Here is a 25,690-nt window from a genome sequence, read left to right on the forward strand (position 1 = left end):
TTTAACCTCTTGTTCCATCTGAAGAAATTTCATCTTTGATTAAGAGTCTAAAAAGCGTTGCGATTTCATCAGGACGCTCTTTTAGAGTTCCTCTAATTTTTTCTAATATAATTTCGTATCTTACTTCTTCTTCGCTAAAGGTTGCATTAAGCCCTAGCTGGTCTTCTACTTTCTTTCTCAAATCGCCAAATTTATTCAGCTCATCTTCTTCTTCGTCTATCTCTTCAAACATAGACTTCACTTCTTTATCCTCATCAGGAACCACTTCAAGCATGCGTTCACTGAAAGGCACAATCACTTTCTTATAGAAAATAAATAGCACCACAAACACCAAAACATACTTGATTAAAGGTGTGAAAGGCCCTAAGATTTTTTGAGCTTGATGGATAATTTTCTCTGTCAAGGTAGCATTATTAATAGTAGGCACCATAGGATTAAACTCAAAATTACTCACCGCCACATCATCGCCTCTATTTTGGCTATAGCCTATGGCTTGCTTCACTAAAGTGTTAATTTTTTTAAGCGATTCATCACTCAAGGGCACATATTCTAAAGCACTTACGCCATCTTTAAGCACGACCTTATACTTACCATCCACGACAACAGCGGCATTTAATCGTATTAAAGTGCCAAACTCGCCCTTAATCTCGCTGATAGTTTTACCCACTTCATAATTAGTCGTGTTTTGAGACTTTTCGTATTTTTCCTGCTCTTTATTATCCTTTAGCCCTTGTACAGGACCGATATTACTCACCACTCCTGGCACTCCCCCAACTTCTTTTTTAGGCGTGCCTGTTTTTTTCTCTTCTAAATTTTGCTCGCTTCTCACCACATTATTAGGGTCAAAAGTCTCTTTAGTGCTTTTCTTTTGTGAAAAATCAAACTCCGCATTAACCCTTGCTACTACTTTATTTTTACCCCCTACAATAGGGGCTAAGATATTGACCACTTTACTCTCTAAAATATTTTCAAAATTCTGTTTGTAGCGTAATTGCTCTAAGGCTAATTCTTTAGAATTATCTAAGCTATCGCCTTCGCCTAGTGGCTCGCCATTTTCATTCACGATTTTCACATTCTCTATAGTGAGCTTAGGAATTGAAGCAGCAATAAGATTTTTAATCCCTAAAATTTGGGTGGGTAAAAGCTTCATATCCGGCTTAAGCTTTAGCATAACCGATGCGCTTGGTGGCACTTCTTTAGAGACAAACACGCTCTCTTTTGGAATTGCAATATGAACATTAGCTTTAAGAATGGGGTTTAAGCTTTCAATCGTGCGAGATAATTCGCCTTCAATCGCACGAATGAGCTTGATATTTTGGTCAAAATCAGTCGCCCCAAAGTCCTTAGTGTCAAAAATTTCAAAACCTACTTTACTCGTTTTAGGAATGCCTTGAGACGCTAAAGTGATTCTTTCTTCATAAATTTTATCCTTAGGAATAAGAATGGTAGTGTCTTTAGGCACTTTGTAAGGAATTTGGTTTTGTTGAAGGTGTTGCAAGATTAAAGCGTTATCGCTAGGGTCTAGCCCTTCAAATAAGACTCCATAGCCCCCTTGAACATAATCTTTTTCTTTAAAAGGGTAGAGCAACAAAAAAACAAGCAACGCTGTAACCAAAACTCCCGCTGAAATGAGAGCAATCTTTTGCTTCTTATTCAGTTTGATAAAAAAATTAACAATTTGTTGCAACAATACTTTGAAGTCCAATGCTAGAACCTTGATAAAATTTTTAGCTTTTTCATTCTAATGATATGATTTAAATTCTCTTAAACACGCTCAAATAAATCCCTACAGAAAAACAAGCCCCTAAAGCCCCTAAACAAAAACCTCCTAAAACATCGCTAGGATAATGCACCCCTAAATAAATGCGGGCTAACCCCATTAAGAGAATGAAGAAAAGCAAGCTATAGATGAGAGTATTTCTAATTTTTTTATGAGAAATAAAATGGGGTAATAATAAGATAATTAGCCCATAAAAAATGGCACTAGAAAGCGAATGCCCACTAGGAAAGCTAAAGCCATGCGGACTTGAAAGCCACTCATCAGGGTTTGGTCTAGGGCGTGCAATGAGATGCTTTAAAAACTTTAAAACAGCTTCAGCTACCACAATACTAAGCACAAACCACACTCCAAGCACTAATTTTTTACGATAGAGACTTAAAAATACCCCCACTAACAAACTCAAGGGCAACACAAATTTAGAAGAGCCTAAGAAAGTAGCGTAATTGACTATTTGAGCTAAAGTAGGGTTAGAATCAAAAGGGTGTGAACGCACTAAACTAAAAATCGCATTATCTATCAAACTCATATGATTAAAAAGAACCAAGTAAGCAATAAGTCCAAAAAGCACGCTAAAAACAACCCCTAAAAGAAAAAGAGCCTTAATTTGCAGTAATAAAAATGGTTTAGATTGCACATTTTTGAGAGAATTTTCAGTCATTATTTTAAAACCCTTTTAGCTAGTTAATATCAAAATTTATACTCAATGAAATTCAAAATGGCTCTTAAAGATTTTAAACAATCATATTTAAACACATAAGAGCTTTTTATTCTAGTAAAAAATAGCTAATAAGAAACTGAAAAATTAAGGATTTATTATCGGTTATTTTTATTTTTTTTAAAAGACATCAATTTTTGCTCTCTTTTAAAGCTTTTTAACCCTTTTTAGACTACAATTTGAGAAGTAAAAATCAAAAGGAACACAATAACTTATGGATAGAGCCAAATTTATATTCGTTACAGGGGGCGTTTTAAGCTCTCTAGGAAAGGGTATTTCTTCATCATCAATTGCAACTTTATTGCAACATTGCAACTACCAAGTTTCTATTTTAAAAATTGACCCTTATATTAATATTGACCCAGGCACGATGAGTCCCTTAGAGCATGGCGAAGTGTTTGTAACTAGCGATGGGGCTGAAACGGATTTAGACATAGGGCATTATGAGCGTTTTTTAAACAAAAATCTCACCCGTTTGAATAATTTCACTACCGGACAAATTTTTTCAAGCGTGATAGAAAATGAGAGAAAAGGTAAATATTTAGGCAAGACCATTCAAATAGTGCCTCATGTAACCGATGAAATCAAAAGGCGTATTAAACATGCCGCTAAAGGACTAGATTTTTTAATTGTTGAAGTGGGCGGAACCGTGGGTGATATGGAAGGCATGTTCTACTTAGAAGCTATCCGCCAACTTAAATTAGAGCTAGGAAGCGAGCGAGTGATTAATGTGCATGTAACTTTGATTCCTTATATTCAAACCACTCATGAATTAAAAACTAAGCCCACGCAACATTCAGTCCAAGAATTACGCCGACTTGGAGTAACGCCCCAAATTATCTTAGCCCGTTCACCTAAGCCACTAGATAAAGAATTGAAAAAGAAAATCGCTTTAAGTTGTGATGTAGAACAAGACAGCGTGATTGTCGCCACCGATGCAAAAAGCATTTATGCATGCCCTATTCATTTTTTACAAGAAGGTATTTTGACTCCCATTGCTAGACGCTTTAATTTGAATAAACTACACCCCAAAATGGCAGCATGGAATACTCTAGTAGAAAAGATTATCGCCCCTAAACACAAAGTGAAAATCGGCTTTGTAGGTAAGTATCTAAGCCTAAAAGAATCTTATAAGTCTCTCATAGAAGCCTTAATCCATGCAGGGGCGCATTTAGATACACATGTAGAGATTAAATGGTTAGATAGCGAAGATTTTAATGATGAGACCCCTTTAGATGAGATTGATGCGATTTTAGTTCCTGGAGGCTTTGGAGAACGGGGCATTGAAGGAAAAATATGCGCGATAAAAAGGGCTAGATTAGAAAAATTGCCTTTCTTAGGAATTTGTTTGGGCATGCAACTAGCCATTATTGAATTTTGCCAAAATGTTTTGGGCTTAAAAGAAGCCAATTCTACAGAGTTTGACAAAAATTGCCAAACCCCTGTGGTGTATTTGATTGAAGATTTTATTGACCAAAATAACCACAAACAGGTTCGCACCTACAATTCGCCTTTGGGTGGCACCATGCGATTAGGCGAATATCAATGCGAAATCATGCCAAATAGCTTACTAGAAAAAGCCTATAAAAAACCAAGTATTAAAGAACGCCACCGCCACCGCTATGAAGTCAATCCCAAGTATAAAGAGCAATGGGAGTCTCAAGGCTTAAAGGTAGTGGGCGTAGGGGCTAATGATTTAGTAGAAGCCATTGAATTAGAAAAGCACCCTTTCTTTGTGGGTGTGCAATTTCATCCAGAGTTTACTTCTAGGTTACAAAGTCCTAACCCTATTATTTTGGATTTCATTAAGAACGCTCTTTATAAATCCTAATCTATAGTCAAGAGATGAAACAAAAGCTTAAGGCTCAAATCAAAGAGCAAGTGGCTTCTATCGCCTATGATAAAGGGTTTCCTAGCCCCTTTTTGTTTAAAGACCTAAAAAAGGGAGCGCTCAAAATCATAGAAGCGATAAAAACGCATACAGAGATTTTAGTAGTGGGCGATTATGATGCAGATGGCATCATTAGCTCTACGATTATGGCAAAATTTTTTGCGAGTTTGGGCTATGGGCATGTTCGTTTTGCTATTCCTAATCGCTTCATTGATGGCTATGGAATTTCTAAAAAATTCTTAGAAAAACACCACGCCCCCTTGATTATCACGGTGGATAATGGCATTAGTGCCTTTGAAGCTGCAGATTTTTGTAAAGAAAAAAATTACACTCTCATCATTACAGACCATCATTGCTTGCATAATAATGAAGTGCCTAATGCCTATGCAGTGATTAACCCCCAACAACCTGATTGTGCTTTTGTGCAAAAAGAAGTGTGCGGCGCCTTAGTGGCGTTCTATTTATGCTATGGCATTCATAAACTTTTAGAAAAAGAAAAAAGCCATTCTAGCGAATTATTGTGCCTAGCTGGAGTGGCTACAATTGCTGATATGATGCCCCTAACCTTTTTCAACCGCTTTTTAGTTTCTAAAGCCTTGTATTTTTTACAAAAAGAATCTTTAGGGGCTATGGGGTTCTTGCGTCAAAAAGAAGTTTTTAGAAAACGCTCTTTGAAAGCTAGCGATATTTCTTTCAATATTGCCCCTTTAATCAACTCTGCAGGCCGTATGCAAGACCCAAAACTTGCCCTAGATTTTTTAAACACAAATAATATGCAAGATTGCTACTCTTTGTATGAACGCTTAAAAACATGCAATTTGGAGCGTAAAATCATTCAACAACAGGTTTTTGAAGAAGCCTATGAGCGTGCTATGATTGGTAAAAAAATTGTCGTGGCTTTCAAGGACAATTGGCATGAAGGGGTGCTTGGCATTGTGGCGTCAAAATTAGTAGAAGCCACTCAAAAACCTAGCCTGGTTTTGACCTTTAAAGATGGGGTGTATAAAGGGAGTGGTCGCAGCTCTCAAAATATTGATTTAATTGACGCTCTTTGTGGGGTTTCTTCTTTATTGCTTGGCTATGGGGGGCATAGACAAGCTTGTGGTTTGAGCATTGAAAAAGAAAATCTAGTGTTACTCTTTGAAACCTTAGAAAGTTTTGATTTCAAAGTATTGCCCACCCATGAAAAAGAAACCCCCCTAAAACTACGCCTTAAGGATATTGATAAAGAGCTTTTAGAAATTATAGAATTAGGCGAACCCTACGGACAAGAAAACCCAGAACCTTTATTTAAAGCTCAAAATTTAGAAGTCATAGAAGAAAAGATTGTTAAAGAAAGCCATCAGATTTTGCGCTTTAGAGATAATGAATGTGTGAAAGATGCTATTTATTTTTGCGCTGAGCGATTTTTGAAAGTGGGTGAAAAAGTTAGTGTGCTTTTTAGCGTGGAGTTAGATGAGTATTCTAACGAGCCTAAGATGTTTGTTAAAAGTTTATTGTAGTGCCTTTTATTGAAGAAGAATTTGAAATTTTAAAACCCACAAAAGCCTTATTTTTTGTGCGTGATATTTTAAAATGCTCACTCAAAGAAGCTCAACGCCATATTGATAAAGAGCGATTGAAAATTAATCATAGAGTGGTTAAAAAATCTCAAATTATTCAAGGCATAGCGAGCTTAACCTATTTTAAGCCTACAAATAACATTCAAAAGCTTGTTTTTGAAACCAAAGACTTTGGCGTGTTTAATAAAAACGCTCAAGTTTATACCCACCCTAAGGGCTATTTCTACCATGAAAGCTTGCTAGATTGCATTCAGTCTCATTTTGGTAAAAACGCCCACCCAGCCCACAGACTAGATTATGAAACCAGCGGGTTAGTCCTAGTAGGCAAGAATTTGCAAAATACTAAAGCCTTAAAAACGCTTTTTATGCAACAACTTGTTAAAAAAACTTATTTAGCCTTAGTGCATGGCAAAATCACGCAATCATTACACATCAATAAGCCTATCTTAGTGCCACAAAACATTCAAAAAGATTTGCGTATCCGCTCTTGCATTTCTCCTTTAGGCAAGCCTTCAATTACGCTTGTTGAACCATTAACCTACAATGCCTTTTTGGATACGAGCCTAATTAGAGTAACCCCACTCACCGGACGCACGCACCAAATCCGCTTGCATTTAAGTAGCGTGGGTCATAGAATTGTAGGCGAAGGGCTTTATGGGGTGAGTGATGAAAATGCCAGAGAATATCTAAGATTAAAGCGTGAAAATAATGCCCCACTACTCATGCTCCATGCAACTAGCTTGGACTTTGAATTTAAAGGGGCGAGCTATAGGCTAATTTCTCAAATGCCTGAACGCTTTATTCAATTTTTAAAACAACAAAATACCCTAAATTGAAAATGCTTCCACATATAGTTATGCGATTTTCTTAAGAAGTCTTATTCAATTAGTTTTTAATTATCTAAGCTTTATTGATTCAAAATAAACACTCCTTAACCACAATCTAGTGAATTTGGCTGTTTTTGAAATTCAAAACCTAAGCTTGATTGATATAAATTCAAGGCTCAAAAAATATATTATATCAATTTCAATTAGACATCAATAAATCATTTGTGTGGCTTATTTTTAAATTTTTTATCAATTAAGTTTAAAATAGATAGTATTATCTCTTATAAAATTATATAAAATAATTCATTCATGAATCTATTCCTTTTTATTTTTTACCACAAATAGGTTTTTATCTTGACTTAACAAACATATTCTACTATACTAAGTCCAACTATAATTTTTCAAGTAGAAAGGATGAGCATGACACTAAATGAAATTGCTACAATTAAAACAGGTCTCATTCTTGGAAGAAAAAAATCTCTTGATATTTCCACAACAACCTACCAAGTAATTTCTCTAAAATCTTTCAATCAAAATGGATACTATAATCAGTCTTTAACAGACGACTTCACAGCTACCTGTGAAATACCCAAAGAGTTTTTTCTCAAACAAAATGACATTTTAATGAGCATGAGAGAACCACACACAGCGGTGTATATCAGAGAAACACCTCGTTATGAAACCATTATTTCATCAATCGCTGTTGTTATTAGACTTGAAAAAAAATACACCGACCTTTTTAACCCTCTCTTTTTATGTCTGTATCTAAACTCCCCCTTTACTAATAAAGCCTTATTTTCTCAAGGCTCAACTATTGCTATGCTTAATATCTCTAACTTAGGACAAATTAAGATTAATCTTCCGCCCAAAAAAATCCAAGATAGAATTGCCACTTTACAAACACTCATCTATCAAGAAAATACACTTCTTTTGCAACTCCTTACAGAAAAAGAAAATCTAATGCAAGGCTTGTTGCTAGAAACCTTAAACAAGGAGCAACAATGAAACCCATTCTCTTATCTAATATCAATGATAGTCAACTTTCTAAAAATTACCTTACAAAACCACTAAAAGATTTCTTAGAAAAAGAATCTATTGATAGCTTAAATGAAATTTTAGAAATAATAAAAGCTAAGCCTAGAATTTCCACAGAACATCATTTGCCAGATAGTGGGCTTTTAAAAGACTTTATCGTTAATAATTTCAACAAAAAAAACATGGATTTTACAAGCCCCAAAGAAATTTGCATTCTCTTAGCCAAACTCCTTGAACCAACAAAAGATAGTAGCATTTATGACCCCGCTTGTGGGATAGGCTCTCTACTCATACAAATGAAAAGAGAAGCCAATAGTCATGTAAAACTATACGGACAAGAAAGAAGTCTTTTTGTTGCAACATTATGCCAAATCAACATGCATTTAAACCATATCAAAGATTTTTATATTGAATGTGAAGACACTCTTTTTAAACCACTGCATTCTACAAACAATATCTTAAACAAATTTGATTATGCTATCTCTCACTTACCCTTTGCTTCTAAAATACAACCCCCTGCCCTACAAGAAAATCACTACCAACGATGCCACTGGAATCTTCTCTCTAAAAATAACGGCGACTACGCTTTTTTATTGCATATGTTAAGCTCTCTTAAAGATGAAGGCAAAATGGGGGTTGTCGTTCCTCATGGTGTATTATTTAGAGAGGCTCATGAAAAAGAAATTAGAAGACAGCTTGTTGAAGAAAATCTCATAGAAACCATTATAGGCTTGCCCACTAATTTATTGCCAACCACAAATATTTCTGTTTGTATAATTATCTTTAACAAAAAGAAATCTACTAAAGACATTCTCTTTATTGATGCTAGTCAAAGCTATGTGAAACAAAAAAATGGGGTTAAGCTCAATGATGAAATCATTGAAGAAATTATATCCACCCATAAGGACAAAAAGACCAAGGAAAAATACTCGTTTTTAGCCAACTTAGAAAAAATCAGAGAGAACGACTATAACTTAAACATTGCTCGCTATATAAACGCAAGAGAAGAGAAAAAAATTGATGTGAAAGAGACTGCAAGAAATATTGAAGTTATCAAACACCAATGGTTTCAATTGCAAAATGAAATCCGTCTCTGCTTAGAAGAATTTAATGTGAAAGGATAGTTATGAAAATTTTAACTTATATTGTTTTACTTTACATTGTTATAACGATGTTTGCGTTACCATTTATTGTGCTATTGAATTTTGATTAAATAAGATTTTACATAGCGTTCTAAAATCCTGCACGCACTTAATGAGTCCAAACGCCCATCTTTTTGGGCGATTTGCTTATTTTTCTTGCCTAAATGCCCTAAATCTTCATAGGCTTCTATACTAGAGTTATCTTCATTGATAAAAACAATTTCGCCCTTAAAGTCTAAAAGCGTAATAAAATGCTTAATGCGAATGTTTGTATCCACATAACTTTCGCTAGGCTTACCCACCACTAGAGTTGTAACGCCCTTTTCTTTCAATAAATGGCTTAAATCCTTAGAGGCTTGATTTCTATTCTTGCGTAAAATCGACTCTAAAGGCAAAATAACCCCTTCTAAAAGAATGGCTAAACCAATGCGTTTTAGCCCCACATCGCATGCTAAAATCATGCTAACACCACGCTATGATTTATGCGCTTGATTTTGCCTAATAATTCGTATTCTAAAAGCTTGTCGCCATATTTTAGATACGCTTCTTCATAGCTAGGGTTTTTCGCACAATATTCTAAAAATTCATCTTTGGCTATATCTAATTCTTTCAAATGATAATCTTTTAAAAGGGTGTTAATAAAATTTTGAATGTTATAAATGCCTTTAGCTTGATTTTTTTCTAAAAGCTCATTAGTGCCTTCGCTTTCATTTAGGCGTTGGGGTAAAACAAACAAAGGCTTTTGATATTTTTGAGCCAATCTTGCACTGCTCATAGAGCCACTAAGCAAATCCGCTTGCGGAATAATGACTGCATCACTTAATGCAATAACCAGACGATTTCTAGCTAAAAATGAGCCTTTATGAGCGATAGAGTCTTTTTCATATTCGCTTAAAATCAAGCCATTTTGAGCGATTTTTTGAATGATTTTAGCATTGCTTGCAGGATAGATTAAGTCCAAACTACAAGGCGAGAGCATAATGGTATTAGGCAAGGCATTTTCTTGAGCAATAATATCTACTCCTAACGCTCCCCCACTCACAATGATTGCACCACTTTTAGCAAGCTCTCTAGCTAGAGTGATGGTGTGTTGTTTGCTATAAGGGGTGGGTCTTCTTGTGCCTACAATAGCCACTTTTAAAGGTGCGTTTAAAAGCTCAGTATCGCCTACAAAATAGAGTTTTTTAGGGGGGTCTTTGAGAATGTCAAAGGCTTTAGGAATGCTCTCTAAAACATGGTATTGAAAGTTGCTTTTCATCAGTTATTCAAATTATTTGGGTAATACAATTTCTACTTCAATCGTTTCTACACTCTGATTGCTATCCAGCGTTTTAAAATGAATGTCTGAAGATTTAGTGTATTTTTGAATGACTGCAATAATTTCCTTACGCATATCTTCCATATAGGGTAAATTCAAAGTGCGTTCTTTGGCTAAAATCAATTTTAACCTATCAGAGGCTGTGTTAGCACTATTACTTTTTGGTTTGAAAAAGTCAAACAAGCTCACGAAAATATCCCTTTTAAAGCTTTAAAAAAGCCTTTTTTTGTCTTAAATTCTACAAACTCCACTTCTTCGCCTAAAATCCTTCTTGTGATACGCTCATAAGCCTTTGAGCTTTCGCATTCAGTGCGTATCACTGGCTCGCCCTTATTAGTGGCTGAAACAATATGACTATCTTCTGGAACCACCCCAATTAAAGGCAAGCCTAAAATCTTAAGCACTTCTTCTGTAGAAATCATCTCACCATTTTCCACTAATTCAGGTTTTAAGCGATTGATAATCAAGTATTTATGCACCTCTTCGCCCCTTTTAGCCCGATTAGACTTCGCATCAATAATGCCAATCACTCTATCGCTATCTCTTAGAGAGCTTACTTCTGGAGTAACCACAACTAACGCCATATCCGCATGCAAAATCGCATGCTCAAACCCACTTTCAATTCCAGCGGGCGAATCAATCAAAATATAATCAAAATCCGCTCTTAACGCGTTGATTAAAATCGCCACTTTTTCCTTATCTAAAATATTTTTGTCCTTGCTCTGAGAGGCGGCTAAAAAAGAGAGATTTTTAGTCTGTTTGTCTGTGATTAAAGCCTGTGTAAGATTGCAATTTTTTTCCATCACATCTATTACATCATAAACAATGCGATTTTCCAAGCCCAAAATCATATCCAAGTTTCTTAAACCTATATCAAAATCAATCGCTACAACCTTTTTACCACTCTCAGCTAGTCCAATGGCTAAATTAGCAGTCGTAGTGCTTTTGCCCACGCCACCTTTACCTGAAGTGATAGTAATTACTATTGCCATATTAATCCTTAATCTTTATTGTTTAAAGGGGTGCGTAAAATTTCCCCAATTTGTTCTAATTTGGTGTCTTTAAGGGCTTTTCTTTCTGTGTTTAATCTAGGATAATTCAAGCTCTTTTCTAGTAAGAAATCCTTAGCAAAAGAGCCATTTTGAATCTTATTTAAGATTTTTTGCATGCGTTTTTCTAATAAATTTGCCATAGGTTCTCTAGCTTTGATAGTGCCAAATTCAGCGGTATTAGAAATATGCTCTCGCATGCCTTCAATCCCTTTATAATGCAATAAATCCGCCACTAATTTCACTTCATGCACACATTCAAAATAGGCTAATTCTTCAGGGTATCCTGCCTTAATTAAAGTCTCAAACCCCATTCTCACAATCGCTTCTAACCCTCCACATAAAACCGCTTGTTCGCCAAACAAATCGCTCTCGCATTCTTCTTTAAAGCTCGTTTCTAAAACCCCCATTCTTCCCCCACCATTTGCTTTAGCATAGCTTAAAGCCACAGCTTTAGCATCATGTTTTGAGCTTTCTTGTTCCACAGCAATTAAATGATATAAACCTTTATTTTTAAGGTATTCTTCTCTTAAAGCACTCCCAGGCCCTTTTGGAGCAACTAAAATCGCCCCCACACCCTTTGGAAAGACCACTTGATTAAAATGCACGCTAAAGCCATGAGAAAAGGCTACAATTTGACCGTCTTTTAAAAAAGGAATCACTTCTTTTTCTAAAACTTCTTTATGCAATTCATCAGGAAGTAGCACCATAAGCACATCAGATTTTTGAACCAATTCTTTGACTTCTAAGACTTCAAAGCCTTCATCTTTTGCCCTTAAAATGCTTGAACTTCCCTTGTATAAGCCAATACGCACTTTTACTTCAGAGTCTCTTAAATTGAGTGCATGAGCTCTTCCTTGTGCACCATAACCAACAATGCCTACTTGCAAAGATTGGATTAAATGCAAATCAATGTCTTTATCATAATAAATCGGTAATGCCAAAACGAAATTTCCTAGCGTGTTTAAGTAAGTGGGTATTCTACCATAATGAGAGCGATATTTTTTTAAATATATTTAGAACACTATCTGAAAATTAAAGTGTGTGAAAGCAAGATGGTGTGCTCGGAGGGATTCAAACCCCCGGCCTACAGGACCGCAACCTGTTGCTCTATTCAGCTGAGCTACGAGCACTTTTGAGAAGTCAAAGAGAGATTATAGCAAGAAAAGCTAATTTTTTACTTAAGCGATGCATTTTTTCTACTATAATGGAAAGCATGCAAGAATACTACCAAGAACTCATAACTTATTTATGTGATTTTTTAGAAAAAGAAGTTCACAAGAAAGGCTTCAAAAAGGTTGTTTATGGACTGAGTGGGGGGCTAGATAGTGCAGTCGTTGGGGTGCTGTGCCAAAAGGTTTTTAAAGAAAATGCCCATGCCCTTTTAATGCCTTCTTTAGTCTCTATGAGAGAAAGCAAATTAGACGCTCTTAGTTTGTGTGAAAATTTTTCTATAGCCTATACAGAATGCTCTATCGCCCCCTATGACGACCTATTTTGTTCTAGCTTTAAAGATGCAAGTCTTACAAGAAAGGGGAATTTTTGTTCTAGGTTGCGTATGGCTTTTTTATATGATTATTCTTTAAAGACAAATTCTTTAGTTATTGGCACGAGTAATAAAAGCGAAAGAATGCTAGGCTATGGCACTTTGCATGGGGATTTTGCATGTGCAATTAATCCTATTGGAGAGTTATTTAAAACAGAAGTCTATGCACTCGCTCAAAACTTAAATATTCCTAAGAGTATCTTAAATAAGCCCCCTAGCGCAGATTTGTTTGTAGGACAGAGCGATGAAGATGATTTAGGGTATCCTTATAGTGTGATTGACCCTTTGTTAAAGGATATTGAAACTTTATTCAAAACAAAACCCATCCATTTAGAAACGCTCATTAACTTAGGCTATGAGCATGATTTAGTCAAGCACATAGTCAGTCGCATTCAAAAAAACGCTTTTAAATTAGAATTACCCACCATTGCCAAAAGATTTAAACCTAAATGAAGAGCAACAAACCCTTTTTAGAACGCTATTTTTACACCCCCACTCTCTTGCAAAAGGGGTTAATTTTTATGCTTTATCCTTTTTCCTTAATCTATAAACTGATTGCCACTTTGAAAAGAAGAATCTCTAAAAAACATGATTTTAAAATCCCCCTTATTAGCGTGGGTAATCTCATCGCTGGGGGGTGCGGTAAAACGCCCTTTATTTTAGAAGTCGCTCAAAAATATGAAGGAGTGGCTGTAATCTCTAGGGGGTATCAACGCCATTCTAAAGGCTTAGTTGTAGTGAGTGTCAAAGGACAAATCCTAGTCTCTCAAAATGTAGCTGGTGATGAAGCCTATCTCTTAGCGTTGAATTTAAGGCAAGCAACTATCATTGTGAGCGAAAAAAGAGAGTTAGGCGTTTTAAAAGCCCTTGAATTAGGCGCAAAAATCGTGTTTTTAGATGATGGCTTTAGGTTCAATTTCAATCAATTCAATGTGCTTTTAAAACCTAAAATCCCCCCCTACTACCCCTTTTGTTTGCCTAGTGGGTTGTATAGAGAAAGCATTAAGAGTTATAAAGAAGCCCATTTGGTTCTTGCAGAAGATAAAGACTACAAGCGAATCACCCACATTACTAATCCCACCAAATGCATGCTTTTAGTAACAGCTATCGCTAATCCCAGCAGATTAGATAGCTTTTTACCTAAGGAAGTCATTAAAAAGTTGTATTTTAAAGACCATGCCACTTTTGACTTGAAGCTTTTAGAAAGAGAGTTTCAAAAAAATAAGGCGACTTCATTATTAGTTACCACCAAAGACTTGGTTAAATTAAGCCATTGTGATTTACCTTTAAGCGTGCTGAATTTGAAACTAGAAATTTGTCCTAGGGTTTTAGAGAAAATTGAGAATTATATCCTTTCTTATTCTTGTAATACAAAAGAATATCCATAAATTCCTTGTCCCTACACATAAATTCTTTCAAACACCCTTCTAATTCATAATGGTTTTTTTCATAAAAAGCAATCGCTCTTAGATTAGTTTTCATCACTTCTAAGTGCAAGGAATTTAATTGAAACTCTTCAAAAGCAATAAATTCTAAGGCTTTTAAAATAGCTCCCCCCTTAGTTTTTAAAAAGGGGTTTTTATAAATTCCTAAATACCCATGTTTATGGGTAAGATTAATTCTAGTGATAGAGCCAACCCCCAAATAAGTTTCATCTTCTTTAAACAAAAAATAGCGGTGGTTTGGCATGTTTTTAAGCTCTTTGATGAATTGCAAATGCGTTTTCAAAGAAACAAAAGCACTATACATCCATAAAGAAGTATTTTCATGGTTACGAAACTCTAAAACAAGCAACTTTTCCTTGTCATCTAAATTAGTAAAATCAATCGCTTGGATATTTTCATAGCAATAATTTTTTCTCAAATCTCTAAAAACTCCTTTAAAGCACTCTCTAATTTGCTTCCAAATGCTAGGTTTTTTATCCATTTTTGACCCCTTTGTTCTTGCAACTCTTTGAAATCTCTTGCTAAAGTCTTAAGACTAGTTTGTTTGAAAATGCCTGATTGTTCAAATTCTTTACTTTGAATGATTTGATTACTAGCAATAGGTAATATGAGTGAAGGCGTCTTGGTTAGGGCTAATTCATACAGAGTTTGACCAGCCGCACTAATAGCACACCCACAAAATTTCATCAAAGCACTAAATTCTAAGGGGCTTAAATGGCTGTAATAATGCGTGTTTTTTTGACTACTTTTTTGAGCATTAGCCGAAATGATGTGCAAATTCACACCATTATTTTCTAAAATTTGGACTATTCTAACCAAAATTTTATGTTCACTCCCCCCCAGAGTGATTAAAACTTCTTTATTTTCTAAATCCACGGGGCGTTCATAAATAAAATTAACATCAATGGGGTAAAACTCTACCCCCAAATAATACCGATAGTCTTTAGATAAATGGTGGTAGTGCTTTAATGCATTAAGCGTGAAATTCATAATCGTTGTATTTTTTGGGTAAAAGGAATGCTCTTTATCTTCTATAACCATAAGGCTTCTAACTTTTTCTTTTAAAACATAAAAATCTTGTGGATTTAAAAGATAACTATCCACAATGAGAAAATCATCACTAGAAACGCTCTCTAAAAAAGAAGCCATGTTTTTCCCATTGTATGGATAGAGACTAAGCTCTGACTTCTTTTTGCACAATTTTTCTATATGGGCAAGGATTTTTTCACAACGCCTTAAATGCCCCAAACCACTTGTAGCAAACACATCGCAAAAAATTTTTACTCGCATAAATTTTTCAGTCGGCTGTATTTGAGCTTGGCTAATTCCAAATCTTCTAAAGTATCAATATCTTGGACTTCTAAAGCTACTAATTCTAAGGCGATAGAATTGTGGCTAAAAATAGGACGCTTTTCTTTGAAAGCCTTGGCTCTTCCCATATACAATAACCCAGCGTCATGATAAAGTTTTTTTAAATCTTGCGTGCGGGTGTTTAAATGCTCCTTAAAAGCCATTTGAACGCCATTTTCAATACTAAAAGAGCGATAGGGCGAAGCACTAAAGGGCGAACAGGTAAAGACATAATCAGCTGTTTGATATTGCTTTAAAGTCTCAAAAGCTAGTTGTAAATGCTTCTTTTGCAATAGCACTGAAGTGCCATACAAGCAACACACTATGGCATTATCTTTTAAACCTAATTCTTTGATGTGATAGGCCATAACTTCTAAAGTCGTGGCGGTATCATTAGCTAAATTTCTAGGGCGTAAATTTAAAAAACGCGCCCCATATTCTATAGCTAAATTGACATACTCTAAGCTATCGCTAGAGATAAACACTTCTTCAAATAGCTTGCAATTTAGAGCCACTTCAATAGGATAAGCTAAGAGTGGCTTATTAAAAAAATCACAAATATTTTTGTGCTTAATCCTTTTACTAGAGCTTCTTGCTAAAACAAAGGCGACTGCTTCCATTTCAATTTTCTTTAATAAGGCATTTGAGTTTCCATCGCATCTGTGGCAAATTTCTTTTTGTTAGAACGGCTTAAGTTCCCCAAATTAGTGTATTCAATTTTAGCATCAGCTAGAAACTTGGATTGAATGGTGTTGTTTCTTTCAATATCATAAGGGCGAATCACCCCACTCACCCTTAAAACCTGTTTTTCGCCATCTACTAGGACTTCCTTATTCCCATAAATGAAATAATTCCCATTTTCTAGCACTTTAATAATCCTAGCACTCAATACCACACTCAAATCTTCGCTCTTTTTTTGTGAGCCACCCCCTTTAAAATTCGTGTTATTACTAGACTTAGTGAAATTATAATTATTTTTATCGTCCAAATACTCCGCTTCTTTTTTCTTTCTCTCATCTTGTCCGTTATAAGTGAGTCTTGGGGGCGTAGAATTACCCCCTGATGTGCTTTTATAATCTTTGGAACTAGAATAATTTGCACTGGATTTTTCAGAGACAATGACCGTAATTAAATCATTGGGTTTCATCGCTCTTCTATCCGCAAACAAGGGGCGTTCCCCCTGTCCAAACAAACTTCCTAATTGATTGAGTTCAGGAATAAACTCCTTTGATGGAGTCTCTTCTACATAACTAGGGGGGTTGAAATCAATACTAGGCTCATTCGCCGACATTACGCCAAACACCATAGAAAACCCTATATAAAACACTCTCTTCATCACTAAGCCTTACATGTTGTTTTTGATAGAATTTGTGAAGTATACACTCTTATTAAGAATAAGTGTCTTAATTTTTGTCAAGTTGTTGTAAAATTTAGGGCTTTAAAATGAGAAGCCCACTTTATTTTAGGAGATAACCCCTTGCGAGCGATAGGATTGATAAGAACGATTTTTTGTGCTAGTTTGCTAACACACGCCTTGTGGGCTGATGAAGAAGTTGCAATGCCTTCTTGGACGACTAACATGTATATGGGCGTTAGTTATCAAACAGGCTCTATCAATTTAATGACCAATATCAATGGCACAAAGAAACTCACCAACATGGGTTCTAATGGTATTGGGCTAGTTCTAGGCTATAAACACTTTTTTGATGTGGAGCGGATACTGGGAATACGCTATTTTGCTTTTTTGGATTGGCAAGGTTATGGCATGAGATACCCTAAGGGTTATTATGGCGGAAACAACATGATTACTTATGGCGTAGGGGTGGATGCAGTGTGGAATTTCTTTCAAGGAAGCTTTTATCAAGATGATATTAGCGTGGATATTGGCGTTTTTGGGGGAATTGCCATTGCGGGCAATAGCTGGTATATCGGTGATAAAGGGCAATCGCTACTAGGGGCTACTAATAGCAGTAATGTTAGCAACACTTCTTTTCAATTTCTCTTTAATGTCGGGGTGAAAGCCCTATTTGTAGATGAGCATGAGTTTGAAATCGGATTTAAATTTCCTACTATTAACAACAAATACTATACAAGCGATGCCATCAAAGCTCAAATGCGTCGGGTCTTTGCCTTTTATGTAGGGTATAATTACCACTTCTAAACAGGGTTTTAAAACCCCACACAGCTTCCTAACATCTTTTTGAAATAGCTTCTAGCCTTAAGTGCGGTGTCTGTGTCATCGGTTTTTAAAAGCACTTCATAATTGTTCTCAAAAGCGTTTTTGCTCCAGTTAGCCGAGCCTAAAAACACCATTTTATCATCAATAATGGCTAATTTTTGATGCATAATACCATAATAATTATTCCTATTTTTAGCCCTAAGCCCCCTTAATAAACATGCCTTAATGTTAGGGTATTTAGCTAAATAGCCACTTGTGGATTGTTTGTTATTGTGATTACTCTCATAATCATAGATAATTTCCACTTTAACCCCCCTACTAGCCACGCTCTTAATCGCTAGGGCAATATCTTTATGCGTAAAGCTATAAATCGCAATTTTCACACTCTCTTTAGCACTACTAATACTAGAAATGAGAGTGTTTAAGGCTTCTCTTTTTTCATAAGGCAAGAAAAACACGCTATTTTTAGCTTCCAAAAACCCCAAACAACCTAGAAATACGCCCACACTAACTATCTTTTTGAACCTATCAAACACGAATTGTCCTTGATTTAAAATTACACGACTCATTGAAAAACCAACAAACCAAATGAATTTTTGATTATAATAAAAGATTTAAAATAAAAGCAATCTAACTGATAGGCTTAAATAAGCGTTTCTTGAAAATAAGGAGTTCTTAAAATGATGCAAATTATCCTATTCAACCAAAACCCCATGATTAAAAAGTTGCTTGAAAGTGTCTCCAAAAAATTGGAATTACCCCTAGAAAATGTTGAAAATTACCAAGATGTCATCTCACATCTTAAAGAAAATCAAAAATGGCTTTTTTTTGCCGATGATGAGTGTTTGGAAAAGCTTGACCAAGTTGATTGGCTGGATTTAAAAGAGATAATGTCTCAAAATGCCCTAAACATATGCATGTATAAGAAGGGTAATGAGCAACAGCTCACATTCTTAGAGAGCTTTGATATGAAAATCAAAAAGCCCTTTTTACCCACAGAGATTTTAAAAATCATTCAAAAAAAGCTTGCTTTTAACACAGATGAATCAAATAAAGATTCTGATTCAAACGCTTCAGAAACAGAAATTTTAGAGCAAACTTCACAAATTTTAGAAACTAATTGGGATGAATTGGAAAATTTAGGCGATTTAGAAGCTCTCTCACAAGAAGAATCTAATACCGAAGAGCAATTACTTTCTACCACACAAACACCAGAAGAAACTCAAGAATTACCGACCCAAGAACTCGCAACGATGAAAGAATTAGTTCAAGAAATTCAAGAAAATGCTGACCAGCAAGAGAAAGAAGTTGAAGAAAATACTGAGACTCAAGATGTGAAAGAAGTTGAAGAAAATACTGAGACTCAAGATGTGAAAGAAGTTGAAGAAAATACTGAGACTCAAGATGTGAAAGAAGTTGAAGAAAATACTGAGACTCAAGATGTGAAAGAAGTTGAAGAAAATACTGAGACTCAAGATGTGAAAGAAGTTGAAGAAAATACTGAGACTCAAGATGTGAAAGAAGTTGAAGAAAATACTGAGACTCAAGATGTGAAAGAAGTTGAAGAAAATACTGAGACTCAAGATGTGAAAGAAGTTGAAGAAAATACTGAGACTCAAGATGTGAAAGAAGTTGAAGAAAATACTGAGACTCAAGATGTGAAAGAAGTTGAAGAAAATACTGAGACTCAAGATGTGAAAGAAGTTGAAGAAAATACTGAGACTCAAGATGTGAAAGAAGTTGAAGAAAATACTGAGACTCAAGATGTGAAAGAAGTTGAAGAAAATACTGAGACTCAAGATGTGAAAGAAGTTGAAGAAAATACTGAGACTCAAGATGTGAAAGAAGTTGAAGAGTTAACTGAAACTCAAGATGTGAAAGAAGTTGAAGAGTTAACTGAAACTCAAGATGTGAAAGAAGTTGAAGAGTTAACTGAAACTCAAGATGTGAAAGAAGTTGAAGAGTTAACTGAAACTCAAGATGTGAAAGAAGTTGAAGAAAATACTGAAACTCAAGAGCTTTCAACTCCACAGGGTTATGAAAAAATTGAGGATATTCCTGAACCGGTTATGGCTAAAGCTGTGGGAGAAGAATTACCCCTTTCTAATGAATACACTACAGAACCAACCAAAGAACCCACTAAAGAAGAGAATAACACAGACGCCCTAGAAACGACCAAAGAAACTACAAGCGATGACACTTCTAATTCTCTTGAGTTATGCTTGAGTTTGCAAGATTTGTTTAAAAATCTCAACCAAAAGTCTTTAGAAAGCCTTCTAGAAGGCAAGACCTTAAACATTAAAATCACTTTAGAGGATAAAAACTCCCATGCATAGTGCAACTAATTTGCTGATTCTTTCAGGTCCTAGTGGGGCTGGAAAAAGCACCCTTACCAAATATTTACAAGAAAATATCTCTCAAATCTATTTTTCTATTTCTACAACCACTCGCAAACAAAGAGAAGGCGAGATTAATGGATTACACTATCATTTTGTCAGCGAAGAAGAGTTTAAACTAGGCATAGAAAAAGGGCAATTTTTGGAATGGGCTATTGTGCATAATCATTACTATGGCACATCTAAACTTCCTGTAGAAAAAGCCTTAAAAGAAGGGCAAATCGTTATTTTTGATATTGATGTGCAAGGGCATAGAGACATCAAAAAGCACTATCCTAACGCATGCTCAGTGTTTATCAACACTAAAAATCAAGAGATTTTAAAAGAACGCTTGCTTTTAAGAGGAACAGATTCTAAAGAGACCATAGAAAAGCGATTAGTTCATGCCTATAATGAAATGCAGTTTTTAGAAAGCTTTGATTATCTCATTATAAACGACAATTTAGAAAAATCTAAAGATGCAATATTAAGCATTGCTAAGACTTTAGCCTATCGCAAAAAAGCGTTTAATTTTGAAAAAGTCTTAAGAGTTTGGAAAAACGACTAGACTAAAGCCTATCAATTATTTTTTAAACAAGCTATAATTTGGGAATTAAAATCAATGAATACATCAAGGAGTTAAAATTATGGGTGGATTTACAAGCATATGGCACTGGGTCATTGTCCTATTAGTGATTGTTTTATTATTTGGAGCTAAGAAAATTCCAGAGCTAGCTAAAGGCTTAGGTAGTGGGATTAAAAATTTCAAAAAAGCCGTGAAAGATGATGAAGAAGACTTGGCTAAAACAGAGCCAAAAACCCTAGACGCTCAAGCGAAAGCTAACGAAACTAACGAAATTAAAAGCACTCAAAAACAAGAAAGTTAGAAATGCACACTCTCATTAAGAGCGTTTTAGAAGAAATTTTAGAAACTGAAGTCGTTATTGAATACCCTAAAAACAGAGAGCATGGGCATTATGCCACGCCCGTTGCCTTTAATCTAGCAAAGGTCTTTAAAAAACCGCCTTTAGCTATCGCTGAAGAGCTGGTTGTTAAAATCAGCTCGCATTCAAAAGTTCAAGGATTTTTTGATAGCGTAGTTGCTTGTAAAGGTTATATTAATTTCACCCTTTCTTTGGGCTTTTTGGAGCGTTTCACTCAGAGTACTTTGGAATTAAAAGAAAAATTTGGCTCTAAAACTCCTAGTAAAAATTCTCAAAAAATCTTTTTAGAATATGTGAGCGCTAACCCTACAGGGCCTTTACATATAGGGCATGCAAGGGGGGCGGTATTTGGCGATAGCTTGGCAAGAATCGCCCGCTTTTTAGGGCATGAAGTTCTATGCGAATACTATGTGAATGATATGGGGGCTCAGATTCGCTTGCTAGGGCTTTCAGTATGGCTTGCTTATAAAGAGCATGTTTTAAAAGAGAGTGTAACTTACCCAGAAGTCTTTTACAAAGGCGAATACATCATAGAAATCGCAAAGCTTGCTAGTAAGGATTTAGAGCCTAGCCTTTTTGAGCAAAACGAAGAAGTGATTATTGAAGTCTTAAGCGGCTATGCTAAGGATTTAATGCTTTTAGAAATCAAGGACAATTTAGATGCTTTGGGCATTCATTTTGATTCCTATGCGAGCGAAAAAGAAACTTTTAAGAATAAAGACAAAGTGTTTGAACGCCTAGAAGCAGCGAACACCCTTTATGAAAAGGATTCTAAAGTTTGGCTCAAATCTTCGTTACACCAAGACGAAAGCGATAGAGTGCTTATCAAAGAAGATAAGAGCTACACTTATTTAGCCGGCGATATTGTCTATCATAATGAGAAGTTTAAGCAAGATTACACCAAGTTCATCAACATTTGGGGAGCAGACCACCATGGCTATATCGCTAGGGTAAAAGCCAGCCTTAATTTCTTGGGCTATGATTCTAACAAACTTGAAGTTTTACTCGCTCAAATGGTGCGGCTACTCAAAAACGGCGAACCTTATAAGATGAGTAAGCGAGCGGGCAATTTTATCTTAGTTAAAGATGTAGTAGAAGATATAGGCAAGGACGCCTTGAGATTTATTTTCTTAAGCAAACGCCTTGATACGCATTTGGAATTTGATGTAAACAGCCTGAATAAGCAGGACAGCTCAAACCCTGTTTATTACATCTATTACGCTCATTCTCGCATTCATACCATGCTAGATAAATCAGCTTTTTCTCAAGAAGAGATTTTAAAAACCCCCTTAAACCATTTGAATGCTGAAGAAAAATACTTGCTCTTTAGTGCCTTAAGCCTACCTAAAGTCATTGAGTCTTCTTTTGAAGAATACGGCTTACAGAAAATGTGCGAATACCTAAAAACTTTAGCTTCTGAGTTTCACAGCTTCTATAATGCCTGTAAAATTTTAGATACCCCTAAGGAAAAAGAGCTTTTAAAGGTGTGTTTGGTCGTTAGCCTAAGTCTTAGAAACGCCCTATCTCTCTTAGGTATAGAGATAAAAAAGAAGCCCTTATCTCAAAATTAAGTTTGAGATTAACCCTTTTATTATAATATTCTCTCGTTATCAAAACTAAGGAGAATATTTATTATGCTTACTCGTATTATAGAACACATGAACGCTCATCATGTAGAAGACATGAAGGGCTTGTTAAAAAAATTCGGACAAATCCATAACGCTGAGAATGTGAAGTTTCAAAGCGTGGATTCTCAAGGCATTGTGATTAGCTACAATGATAATCAAACCTTAAGAATTGAATTTAGCGAAGAGATTAAAGACCCCAAAGATTATAAAAATGCCATTATTGAGCTGTGTCAGAGTGTAGAAAAAACCCATGATTTAAAAGGTGTTGAAGAAGAAATCAAAGCCTTTAGAGAAAGCTTTGATTCTATTTGTTTAGCGACCTTACACCCTAATGGGCATGTGGTATGCTCTTATGCAAGCCTTATGTTTGATGGCAAGCAATACTATATTTATGTGAGTGAAGTGGCAGAGCATTTTGCCAGCCTTAAGCACAACCCAGAGAATGTAGAAGTCATGTTCTTAGAAGATGAAAGCAAAGCCAAATCAGCGATTTTGAGAAAACGCTTGCGTTATAAGACTAAAGTGCGTTTTATTGAAAGGGGAGCTGAGTTTGACAAAGCATTTGACGCTTTTATTGAAAAAACAGGCGGAGCTGGGGGCATTAAAACCATACGCACCATGCAAGATTTCCATTTAATCGCACTAGATTTTGGCAAGGGTCGCTATGTAAAAGGCTTTGGTCAAGCCTATGATATTTCAGGCGATAGCATCACTTACGCCGGAGCTAAAGGCAACCCACACACTTTCGTGCATAAGAAATAAATTAGAGAGAGTCCTAGCTCTCTCTAATTTATCCTAAAAAACACTCTTCAATAATAATTTTAATGAAATTTAGTTGCTTCACCCCTATTTACAAGCCATAAATTTGGCATTTTATAAACAATAAACAAAACGAATTTATTGTGGGTTTTTTGTGTTAACAAAAAATAAGCGAAAGCTTTAACGGATAATTAGAGTAACAACCCTATGCTCTCATCTTATCATCTCATTTAAGAGCCTTGACTTTTAAGCTAAAGTCAGCGTGGGGGCCACCTGTAAAAGGGCATAGACATGAGCCTGTAACCACGCCATCATTCAAGCTCGCACTTTTGCCCCCTAGAATAATATCGCCACTATCTATAACGACACTATTTGCTGTTATTGTGGCGTTTTCTTTAGCCTTAATCGTGGCGTTAGAGCATTCTATGATTAGCTCCTTTAAACTCTCCACTTTTAGCACGCTGTCTTTGTAGGTTATTTTTGTGCCGTCTTTATATAATATGGTTTCGGCATCGCTTTCTAGCTCTTTTTCATCATTGATAATGCTAGTGCCTAGCACTAAAGAAAATCCTTGAATTTTCAAATATAGCACCACCTCATCTTTGGTCGGTGGTATATAGTGCGTTTTGAAGCCATTTTGTAATTTAGTGTATGGAACAAAATCGCTTTGTGTGCCATTATATACTACTCTTACAAGGCTTTTATTGACTTCTATAATCTTTGCGAGATAGATTTTTGCTTCCCCAAATTCCATTATATTACCTTTCATGTGTGATTAGTCAGCGTGGGTAACTACTCCAGCATTTTACACTATATGCTCCATACTCCCCATAGCTAAAGCTAGGGGCTTTATAGCGTTTTTTGTAAAATCGCTTTAACTCCAAAACACCCCCATAAAAGCCTTTTAACGCCGTTTTTCTAGTGTCTTATTGTATCTAAAGTAAAAATACCTATCTCTTTACAAAATACAAAATAGAGCCTTTAAACAGCTTTATTCAAAAATTCCCCTTTTTCGCGGTTTGGAACCGTACGGAGTGGATTTTGCTAGGAAGAACCTATTATTTGGTTTGGTTGTAGTCTAGTCTTTTCTAGGTCCTACACTCTCTACTGACTAGCAACCCTAACACGAAGCTAAGCATTACATTTTTGGTTTTCTTTTTGGTTTGTTTTTTATAGAGTTTTGGTTTTTGTTTTGTAGGGGTTAGGCTTTGTTGTTTGGTTATGGTCTTAAAAACGCTCTTATTAAGTTAAGTTTTTCTTTATATAGAATGCCCCCAAACTTGCTCGGTTTCTAATTTGAATAAAATTTTAATAGATTATTGCTCCCCATTAGTTAAGTATGAAGAAATGCTAACTATTACTCATAGGCATAGAAACGAAAATCTTAATGCTTCAGGTAGCACACGAGAAACTTGCTTACTCTACTTAGTATATCATTATCAAAATGAGATTTTGGAGCGTTTAAACAATGATAAAAATTTATCGCTATTAATTTATGAAAAAAATCAATCTTTCAACGACCTTAGAAAATTCCTAGTCATTTTCAACCGCTATGGTATGTCTTTAACCAAAGAAGATATTAAGAGTATAGAGCTAAAAGAAAGAGATGGTAAGAAATCTTTATGCATCGTTATTAAATACGATGAAAAAATTAAAACAGAATTTATCCAAAAACATAGCAAAAAGGAAGCGGATAGAGCAAGGTTTAAGAAAAGAAGTCGTAGTCTTTGATAGTCTCTGTTTGGAATTTAAGACAGCTTTGAACTGCATTCAAAGTCCTAGAAAGATTATTTTTTCACAGTCTCTCCTTTTGTAATGCTAGTGGGAGCTATTCTTGATTTTTATACTGATATTTACAAAAAATCAAAACCAAAAAGACCAAGATAAAATAAAACTATGATTAAGATATAAGAGCAATGGAGATTGTTTTTTAAAAAAGACATTTGAATGCAAAAACTAAAAGATTTTATTAACAAACACGAAAGCCTTTGCTATGTTTTAGGATTGCTAATCCTAATGGTGCCTTTAATTATCAACCATATAGATAGAGAGATGAGAATACTAGCAAACGCTTTGACTATGCTTATTTTTGCTTTGCTGTATGCTAAGAACATAAGATGAGATTTTAAAATGCCATACAAAATA

At 35.4% G+C, this 25,690-nt stretch carries 28 protein-coding genes and 1 tRNA gene; 15 read left to right on the forward strand and 14 right to left on the reverse strand.

Features of this window, described 5'->3' with window-relative positions; translation table 11 throughout:
- Position 1 precedes the first annotated feature (1 nt).
- Both fliF and HCD_RS02095 read right to left on the reverse strand, forming a co-directional pair.
- Complete coding sequence (fliF, locus tag HCD_RS02090; protein WP_014658963.1) at positions 2-1,705, reverse strand: flagellar basal-body MS-ring/collar protein FliF; 1,704 nt, start codon at positions 1,703-1,705, stop codon at positions 2-4.
- 49 nt (positions 1,706-1,754) lie between these two features.
- The gene (locus tag HCD_RS02095; protein WP_014658964.1) at positions 1,755-2,438 is read right to left on the reverse strand and encodes a phosphatase PAP2 family protein; all 684 of its coding nucleotides are present in this window, start codon (positions 2,436-2,438) and stop codon (positions 1,755-1,757) included.
- A 271-nt stretch (positions 2,439-2,709) separates the two neighbouring features.
- Here HCD_RS02095 and pyrG point away from each other — a divergent pair, with 271 nt between their 5' ends.
- The 5 genes from pyrG (at position 2,710) to HCD_RS02120 (ending at position 8,934) form a co-directional block, all read left to right on the forward strand.
- Positions 2,710-4,326, forward strand: coding sequence for a glutamine hydrolyzing CTP synthase (pyrG, locus tag HCD_RS02100; RefSeq protein ID WP_014658965.1), 1,617 nt, complete (start codon positions 2,710-2,712; stop codon positions 4,324-4,326).
- A gap of 14 nt (positions 4,327-4,340) precedes the next feature.
- Positions 4,341-5,888, forward strand: coding sequence for a single-stranded-DNA-specific exonuclease RecJ (gene recJ, locus HCD_RS02105; RefSeq protein WP_014658966.1), 1,548 nt, complete (start codon positions 4,341-4,343; stop codon positions 5,886-5,888).
- Positions 5,888-6,784 (forward strand): RluA family pseudouridine synthase, encoded by an 897-nt coding sequence (locus HCD_RS02110; protein ID WP_014658967.1) that lies wholly within the window; start codon positions 5,888-5,890, stop codon positions 6,782-6,784. Before recJ ends, HCD_RS02110 begins: the two co-directional genes overlap by 1 nt.
- A gap of 411 nt (positions 6,785-7,195) precedes the next feature.
- On the forward strand, positions 7,196-7,780 hold the full coding sequence (locus tag HCD_RS02115; protein ID WP_014658968.1) for a restriction endonuclease subunit S: 585 nt from the start codon (positions 7,196-7,198) through the stop codon (positions 7,778-7,780).
- A complete protein-coding gene (locus tag HCD_RS02120) occupies positions 7,777-8,934 on the forward strand; it encodes an N-6 DNA methylase (protein WP_014658969.1) in 1,158 nt (385 codons plus the stop codon). The genes HCD_RS02115 and HCD_RS02120 overlap by 4 nt, the downstream gene beginning before the upstream one ends.
- Before the next feature lie 71 nt (positions 8,935-9,005).
- Here the strand turns inward: HCD_RS02120 and ruvX are convergent, their stop codons facing one another.
- The 6 genes from ruvX to HCD_RS02150 all read right to left on the reverse strand — a co-directional run bounded on the left by ruvX (position 9,006) and on the right by HCD_RS02150 (position 12,452).
- The gene (gene ruvX / locus HCD_RS02125; RefSeq protein WP_014658970.1) at positions 9,006-9,413 is read right to left on the reverse strand and encodes a Holliday junction resolvase RuvX; all 408 of its coding nucleotides are present in this window, start codon (positions 9,411-9,413) and stop codon (positions 9,006-9,008) included.
- Positions 9,410-10,210, reverse strand: coding sequence for a DNA-processing protein DprA (dprA, locus tag HCD_RS02130; protein ID WP_014658971.1), 801 nt, complete (start codon positions 10,208-10,210; stop codon positions 9,410-9,412). Before dprA ends, ruvX begins: the two co-directional genes overlap by 4 nt.
- Positions 10,211-10,222: 12 nt before the next feature.
- Positions 10,223-10,459, reverse strand: a complete 237-nt coding sequence (gene minE / locus HCD_RS02135; RefSeq protein WP_014658972.1) for a cell division topological specificity factor MinE — start codon at positions 10,457-10,459, stop codon at positions 10,223-10,225.
- A complete protein-coding gene (gene minD, locus HCD_RS02140; RefSeq protein WP_014658973.1) occupies positions 10,456-11,262 on the reverse strand; it encodes a septum site-determining protein MinD in 807 nt (268 codons plus the stop codon). Before minD ends, minE begins: the two co-directional genes overlap by 4 nt.
- Positions 11,263-11,270: 8 nt before the next feature.
- Complete coding sequence (gene ilvC / locus HCD_RS02145; protein ID WP_014658974.1) at positions 11,271-12,263, reverse strand: ketol-acid reductoisomerase; 993 nt, start codon at positions 12,261-12,263, stop codon at positions 11,271-11,273.
- Positions 12,264-12,375: 112 nt separating this feature from the next.
- Positions 12,376-12,452: transfer RNA gene (locus HCD_RS02150), tRNA-Arg, on the reverse strand.
- An 83-nt stretch (positions 12,453-12,535) separates the two neighbouring features.
- On the opposite strand from HCD_RS02150, the gene HCD_RS02155 reads away from it, so the two are divergent.
- Both HCD_RS02155 and HCD_RS02160 read left to right on the forward strand, forming a co-directional pair.
- Complete coding sequence (locus tag HCD_RS02155; RefSeq protein ID WP_014658975.1) at positions 12,536-13,318, forward strand: NAD+ synthase; 783 nt, start codon at positions 12,536-12,538, stop codon at positions 13,316-13,318.
- Complete coding sequence (locus HCD_RS02160) at positions 13,315-14,253, forward strand: tetraacyldisaccharide 4'-kinase (RefSeq protein WP_014658976.1); 939 nt, start codon at positions 13,315-13,317, stop codon at positions 14,251-14,253. The genes HCD_RS02155 and HCD_RS02160 overlap by 4 nt, the downstream gene beginning before the upstream one ends.
- Here HCD_RS02160 and pseH read toward each other — a convergent pair.
- Genes pseH through flgH form a run of 4 tightly spaced genes read right to left on the reverse strand, consistent with a single transcriptional unit; the run spans position 14,186 to position 16,996 of the window.
- The gene (gene pseH / locus HCD_RS02165; protein WP_041594875.1) at positions 14,186-14,728 is read right to left on the reverse strand and encodes a UDP-4-amino-4,6-dideoxy-N-acetyl-beta-L-altrosamine N-acetyltransferase; all 543 of its coding nucleotides are present in this window, start codon (positions 14,726-14,728) and stop codon (positions 14,186-14,188) included. The two genes, HCD_RS02160 and pseH, sit on opposite strands and share 68 nt — an antisense overlap.
- On the reverse strand, positions 14,725-15,600 hold the full coding sequence (locus HCD_RS09520) for a hypothetical protein (protein ID WP_014658978.1): 876 nt from the start codon (positions 15,598-15,600) through the stop codon (positions 14,725-14,727). The genes pseH and HCD_RS09520 overlap by 4 nt, the downstream gene beginning before the upstream one ends.
- Positions 15,591-16,280: a pseudaminic acid cytidylyltransferase gene (pseF, locus tag HCD_RS09525; protein WP_014658979.1), complete on the reverse strand. Its 690-nt coding sequence runs from the start codon at positions 16,278-16,280 to the stop codon at positions 15,591-15,593. The genes HCD_RS09520 and pseF overlap by 10 nt, the downstream gene beginning before the upstream one ends.
- A gap of 11 nt (positions 16,281-16,291) precedes the next feature.
- Positions 16,292-16,996 (reverse strand): flagellar basal body L-ring protein FlgH, encoded by a 705-nt coding sequence (gene flgH, locus HCD_RS02180; protein ID WP_014658980.1) that lies wholly within the window; start codon positions 16,994-16,996, stop codon positions 16,292-16,294.
- A gap of 150 nt (positions 16,997-17,146) precedes the next feature.
- On the opposite strand from flgH, the gene HCD_RS02185 reads away from it, so the two are divergent.
- Entirely contained in the window at positions 17,147-17,821 is a 675-nt protein-coding gene (locus HCD_RS02185; protein ID WP_411269451.1) for an outer membrane protein, read from the forward strand.
- A gap of 8 nt (positions 17,822-17,829) precedes the next feature.
- Here the strand turns inward: HCD_RS02185 and HCD_RS02190 are convergent, their stop codons facing one another.
- Positions 17,830-18,375, reverse strand: coding sequence for a phospholipase D-like domain-containing protein (locus tag HCD_RS02190; RefSeq protein ID WP_014658982.1), 546 nt, complete (start codon positions 18,373-18,375; stop codon positions 17,830-17,832).
- Positions 18,376-18,519: 144 nt separating this feature from the next.
- Between HCD_RS02190 and chePep the strand changes: the two genes are divergently transcribed.
- The 5 genes from chePep (at position 18,520) to HCD_RS02215 (ending at position 23,548) form a co-directional block, all read left to right on the forward strand.
- On the forward strand, positions 18,520-20,175 hold the full coding sequence (gene chePep / locus HCD_RS02195) for a chemotaxis regulatory protein ChePep (RefSeq protein WP_014658983.1): 1,656 nt from the start codon (positions 18,520-18,522) through the stop codon (positions 20,173-20,175).
- Positions 20,168-20,782, forward strand: coding sequence for a guanylate kinase (gene gmk, locus HCD_RS02200; RefSeq protein WP_014658984.1), 615 nt, complete (start codon positions 20,168-20,170; stop codon positions 20,780-20,782). The genes chePep and gmk overlap by 8 nt, the downstream gene beginning before the upstream one ends.
- Before the next feature lie 79 nt (positions 20,783-20,861).
- Positions 20,862-21,101 carry a twin-arginine translocase TatA/TatE family subunit gene (tatA, locus tag HCD_RS02205; RefSeq protein ID WP_014658985.1) on the forward strand — a complete coding sequence of 80 codons (240 nt, stop codon included), beginning with the start codon at positions 20,862-20,864 and terminating at the stop codon, positions 21,099-21,101.
- Positions 21,102-21,103: 2 nt separating this feature from the next.
- Entirely contained in the window at positions 21,104-22,729 is a 1,626-nt protein-coding gene (gene argS / locus HCD_RS02210) for an arginine--tRNA ligase (protein WP_014658986.1), read from the forward strand.
- A gap of 63 nt (positions 22,730-22,792) precedes the next feature.
- Entirely contained in the window at positions 22,793-23,548 is a 756-nt protein-coding gene (locus HCD_RS02215; RefSeq protein ID WP_014658987.1) for a HugZ family heme oxygenase, read from the forward strand.
- Positions 23,549-23,771: 223 nt separating this feature from the next.
- Here HCD_RS02215 and HCD_RS02220 read toward each other — a convergent pair whose 3' ends face one another.
- Entirely contained in the window at positions 23,772-24,299 is a 528-nt protein-coding gene (locus tag HCD_RS02220; protein ID WP_014658988.1) for a hypothetical protein, read from the reverse strand.
- A 542-nt stretch (positions 24,300-24,841) separates the two neighbouring features.
- Between HCD_RS02220 and HCD_RS02225 the strand changes: the two genes are divergently transcribed.
- On the forward strand, positions 24,842-25,276 hold the full coding sequence (locus tag HCD_RS02225) for a hypothetical protein (RefSeq protein WP_193770227.1): 435 nt from the start codon (positions 24,842-24,844) through the stop codon (positions 25,274-25,276).
- Positions 25,277-25,492: 216 nt separating this feature from the next.
- The gene (locus tag HCD_RS09295) at positions 25,493-25,666 is read left to right on the forward strand and encodes a hypothetical protein (RefSeq protein WP_158308546.1); all 174 of its coding nucleotides are present in this window, start codon (positions 25,493-25,495) and stop codon (positions 25,664-25,666) included.
- Positions 25,667-25,690 lie beyond the last annotated feature (24 nt).

This window comes from Helicobacter cetorum MIT 99-5656 (assembly GCF_000259275.1).
GTDB classification, from domain to species: Bacteria; Campylobacterota; Campylobacteria; order Campylobacterales; family Helicobacteraceae; genus Helicobacter; species Helicobacter cetorum.

Excerpts from the sequence above, each read along its gene's own strand:
- HCD_RS02120 (WP_014658969.1), top strand. The coding sequence starts at position 7,777 with ATGAAACCCATTCTCTTATCTAATATCAATGATAGTCAACTTTCTAAA.
- gmk (WP_014658984.1), top strand. The coding sequence starts at position 20,168 with ATGCATAGTGCAACTAATTTGCTGATTCTTTCAGGTCCTAGTGGGGCT.
- HCD_RS02095 (WP_014658964.1), bottom strand. The coding sequence starts at position 2,438 with ATGACTGAAAATTCTCTCAAAAATGTGCAATCTAAACCATTTTTATTA.
- HCD_RS09295 (WP_158308546.1), top strand. The coding sequence starts at position 25,493 with ATGCAAAAACTAAAAGATTTTATTAACAAACACGAAAGCCTTTGCTAT.
- flgH (WP_014658980.1), bottom strand. The coding sequence starts at position 16,996 with ATGAAGAGAGTGTTTTATATAGGGTTTTCTATGGTGTTTGGCGTAATG.
- HCD_RS02220 (WP_014658988.1), bottom strand. The coding sequence starts at position 24,299 with ATGGAATTTGGGGAAGCAAAAATCTATCTCGCAAAGATTATAGAAGTC.
- HCD_RS02215 (WP_014658987.1), top strand. The coding sequence starts at position 22,793 with ATGCTTACTCGTATTATAGAACACATGAACGCTCATCATGTAGAAGAC.
- pseF (WP_014658979.1), bottom strand. The coding sequence starts at position 16,280 with ATGGAAGCAGTCGCCTTTGTTTTAGCAAGAAGCTCTAGTAAAAGGATT.
- recJ (WP_014658966.1), top strand. The coding sequence starts at position 4,341 with ATGAAACAAAAGCTTAAGGCTCAAATCAAAGAGCAAGTGGCTTCTATC.
- dprA (WP_014658971.1), bottom strand. The coding sequence starts at position 10,210 with ATGAAAAGCAACTTTCAATACCATGTTTTAGAGAGCATTCCTAAAGCC.
- HCD_RS02115 (WP_014658968.1), top strand. The coding sequence starts at position 7,196 with ATGACACTAAATGAAATTGCTACAATTAAAACAGGTCTCATTCTTGGA.
- pyrG (WP_014658965.1), top strand. The coding sequence starts at position 2,710 with ATGGATAGAGCCAAATTTATATTCGTTACAGGGGGCGTTTTAAGCTCT.
- minD (WP_014658973.1), bottom strand. The coding sequence starts at position 11,262 with ATGGCAATAGTAATTACTATCACTTCAGGTAAAGGTGGCGTGGGCAAA.
- chePep (WP_014658983.1), top strand. The coding sequence starts at position 18,520 with ATGATGCAAATTATCCTATTCAACCAAAACCCCATGATTAAAAAGTTG.
- argS (WP_014658986.1), top strand. The coding sequence starts at position 21,104 with ATGCACACTCTCATTAAGAGCGTTTTAGAAGAAATTTTAGAAACTGAA.
- tatA (WP_014658985.1), top strand. The coding sequence starts at position 20,862 with ATGGGTGGATTTACAAGCATATGGCACTGGGTCATTGTCCTATTAGTG.
- HCD_RS02160 (WP_014658976.1), top strand. The coding sequence starts at position 13,315 with ATGAAGAGCAACAAACCCTTTTTAGAACGCTATTTTTACACCCCCACT.
- HCD_RS02155 (WP_014658975.1), top strand. The coding sequence starts at position 12,536 with ATGCAAGAATACTACCAAGAACTCATAACTTATTTATGTGATTTTTTA.
- ruvX (WP_014658970.1), bottom strand. The coding sequence starts at position 9,413 with ATGATTTTAGCATGCGATGTGGGGCTAAAACGCATTGGTTTAGCCATT.
- HCD_RS09520 (WP_014658978.1), bottom strand. The coding sequence starts at position 15,600 with ATGCGAGTAAAAATTTTTTGCGATGTGTTTGCTACAAGTGGTTTGGGG.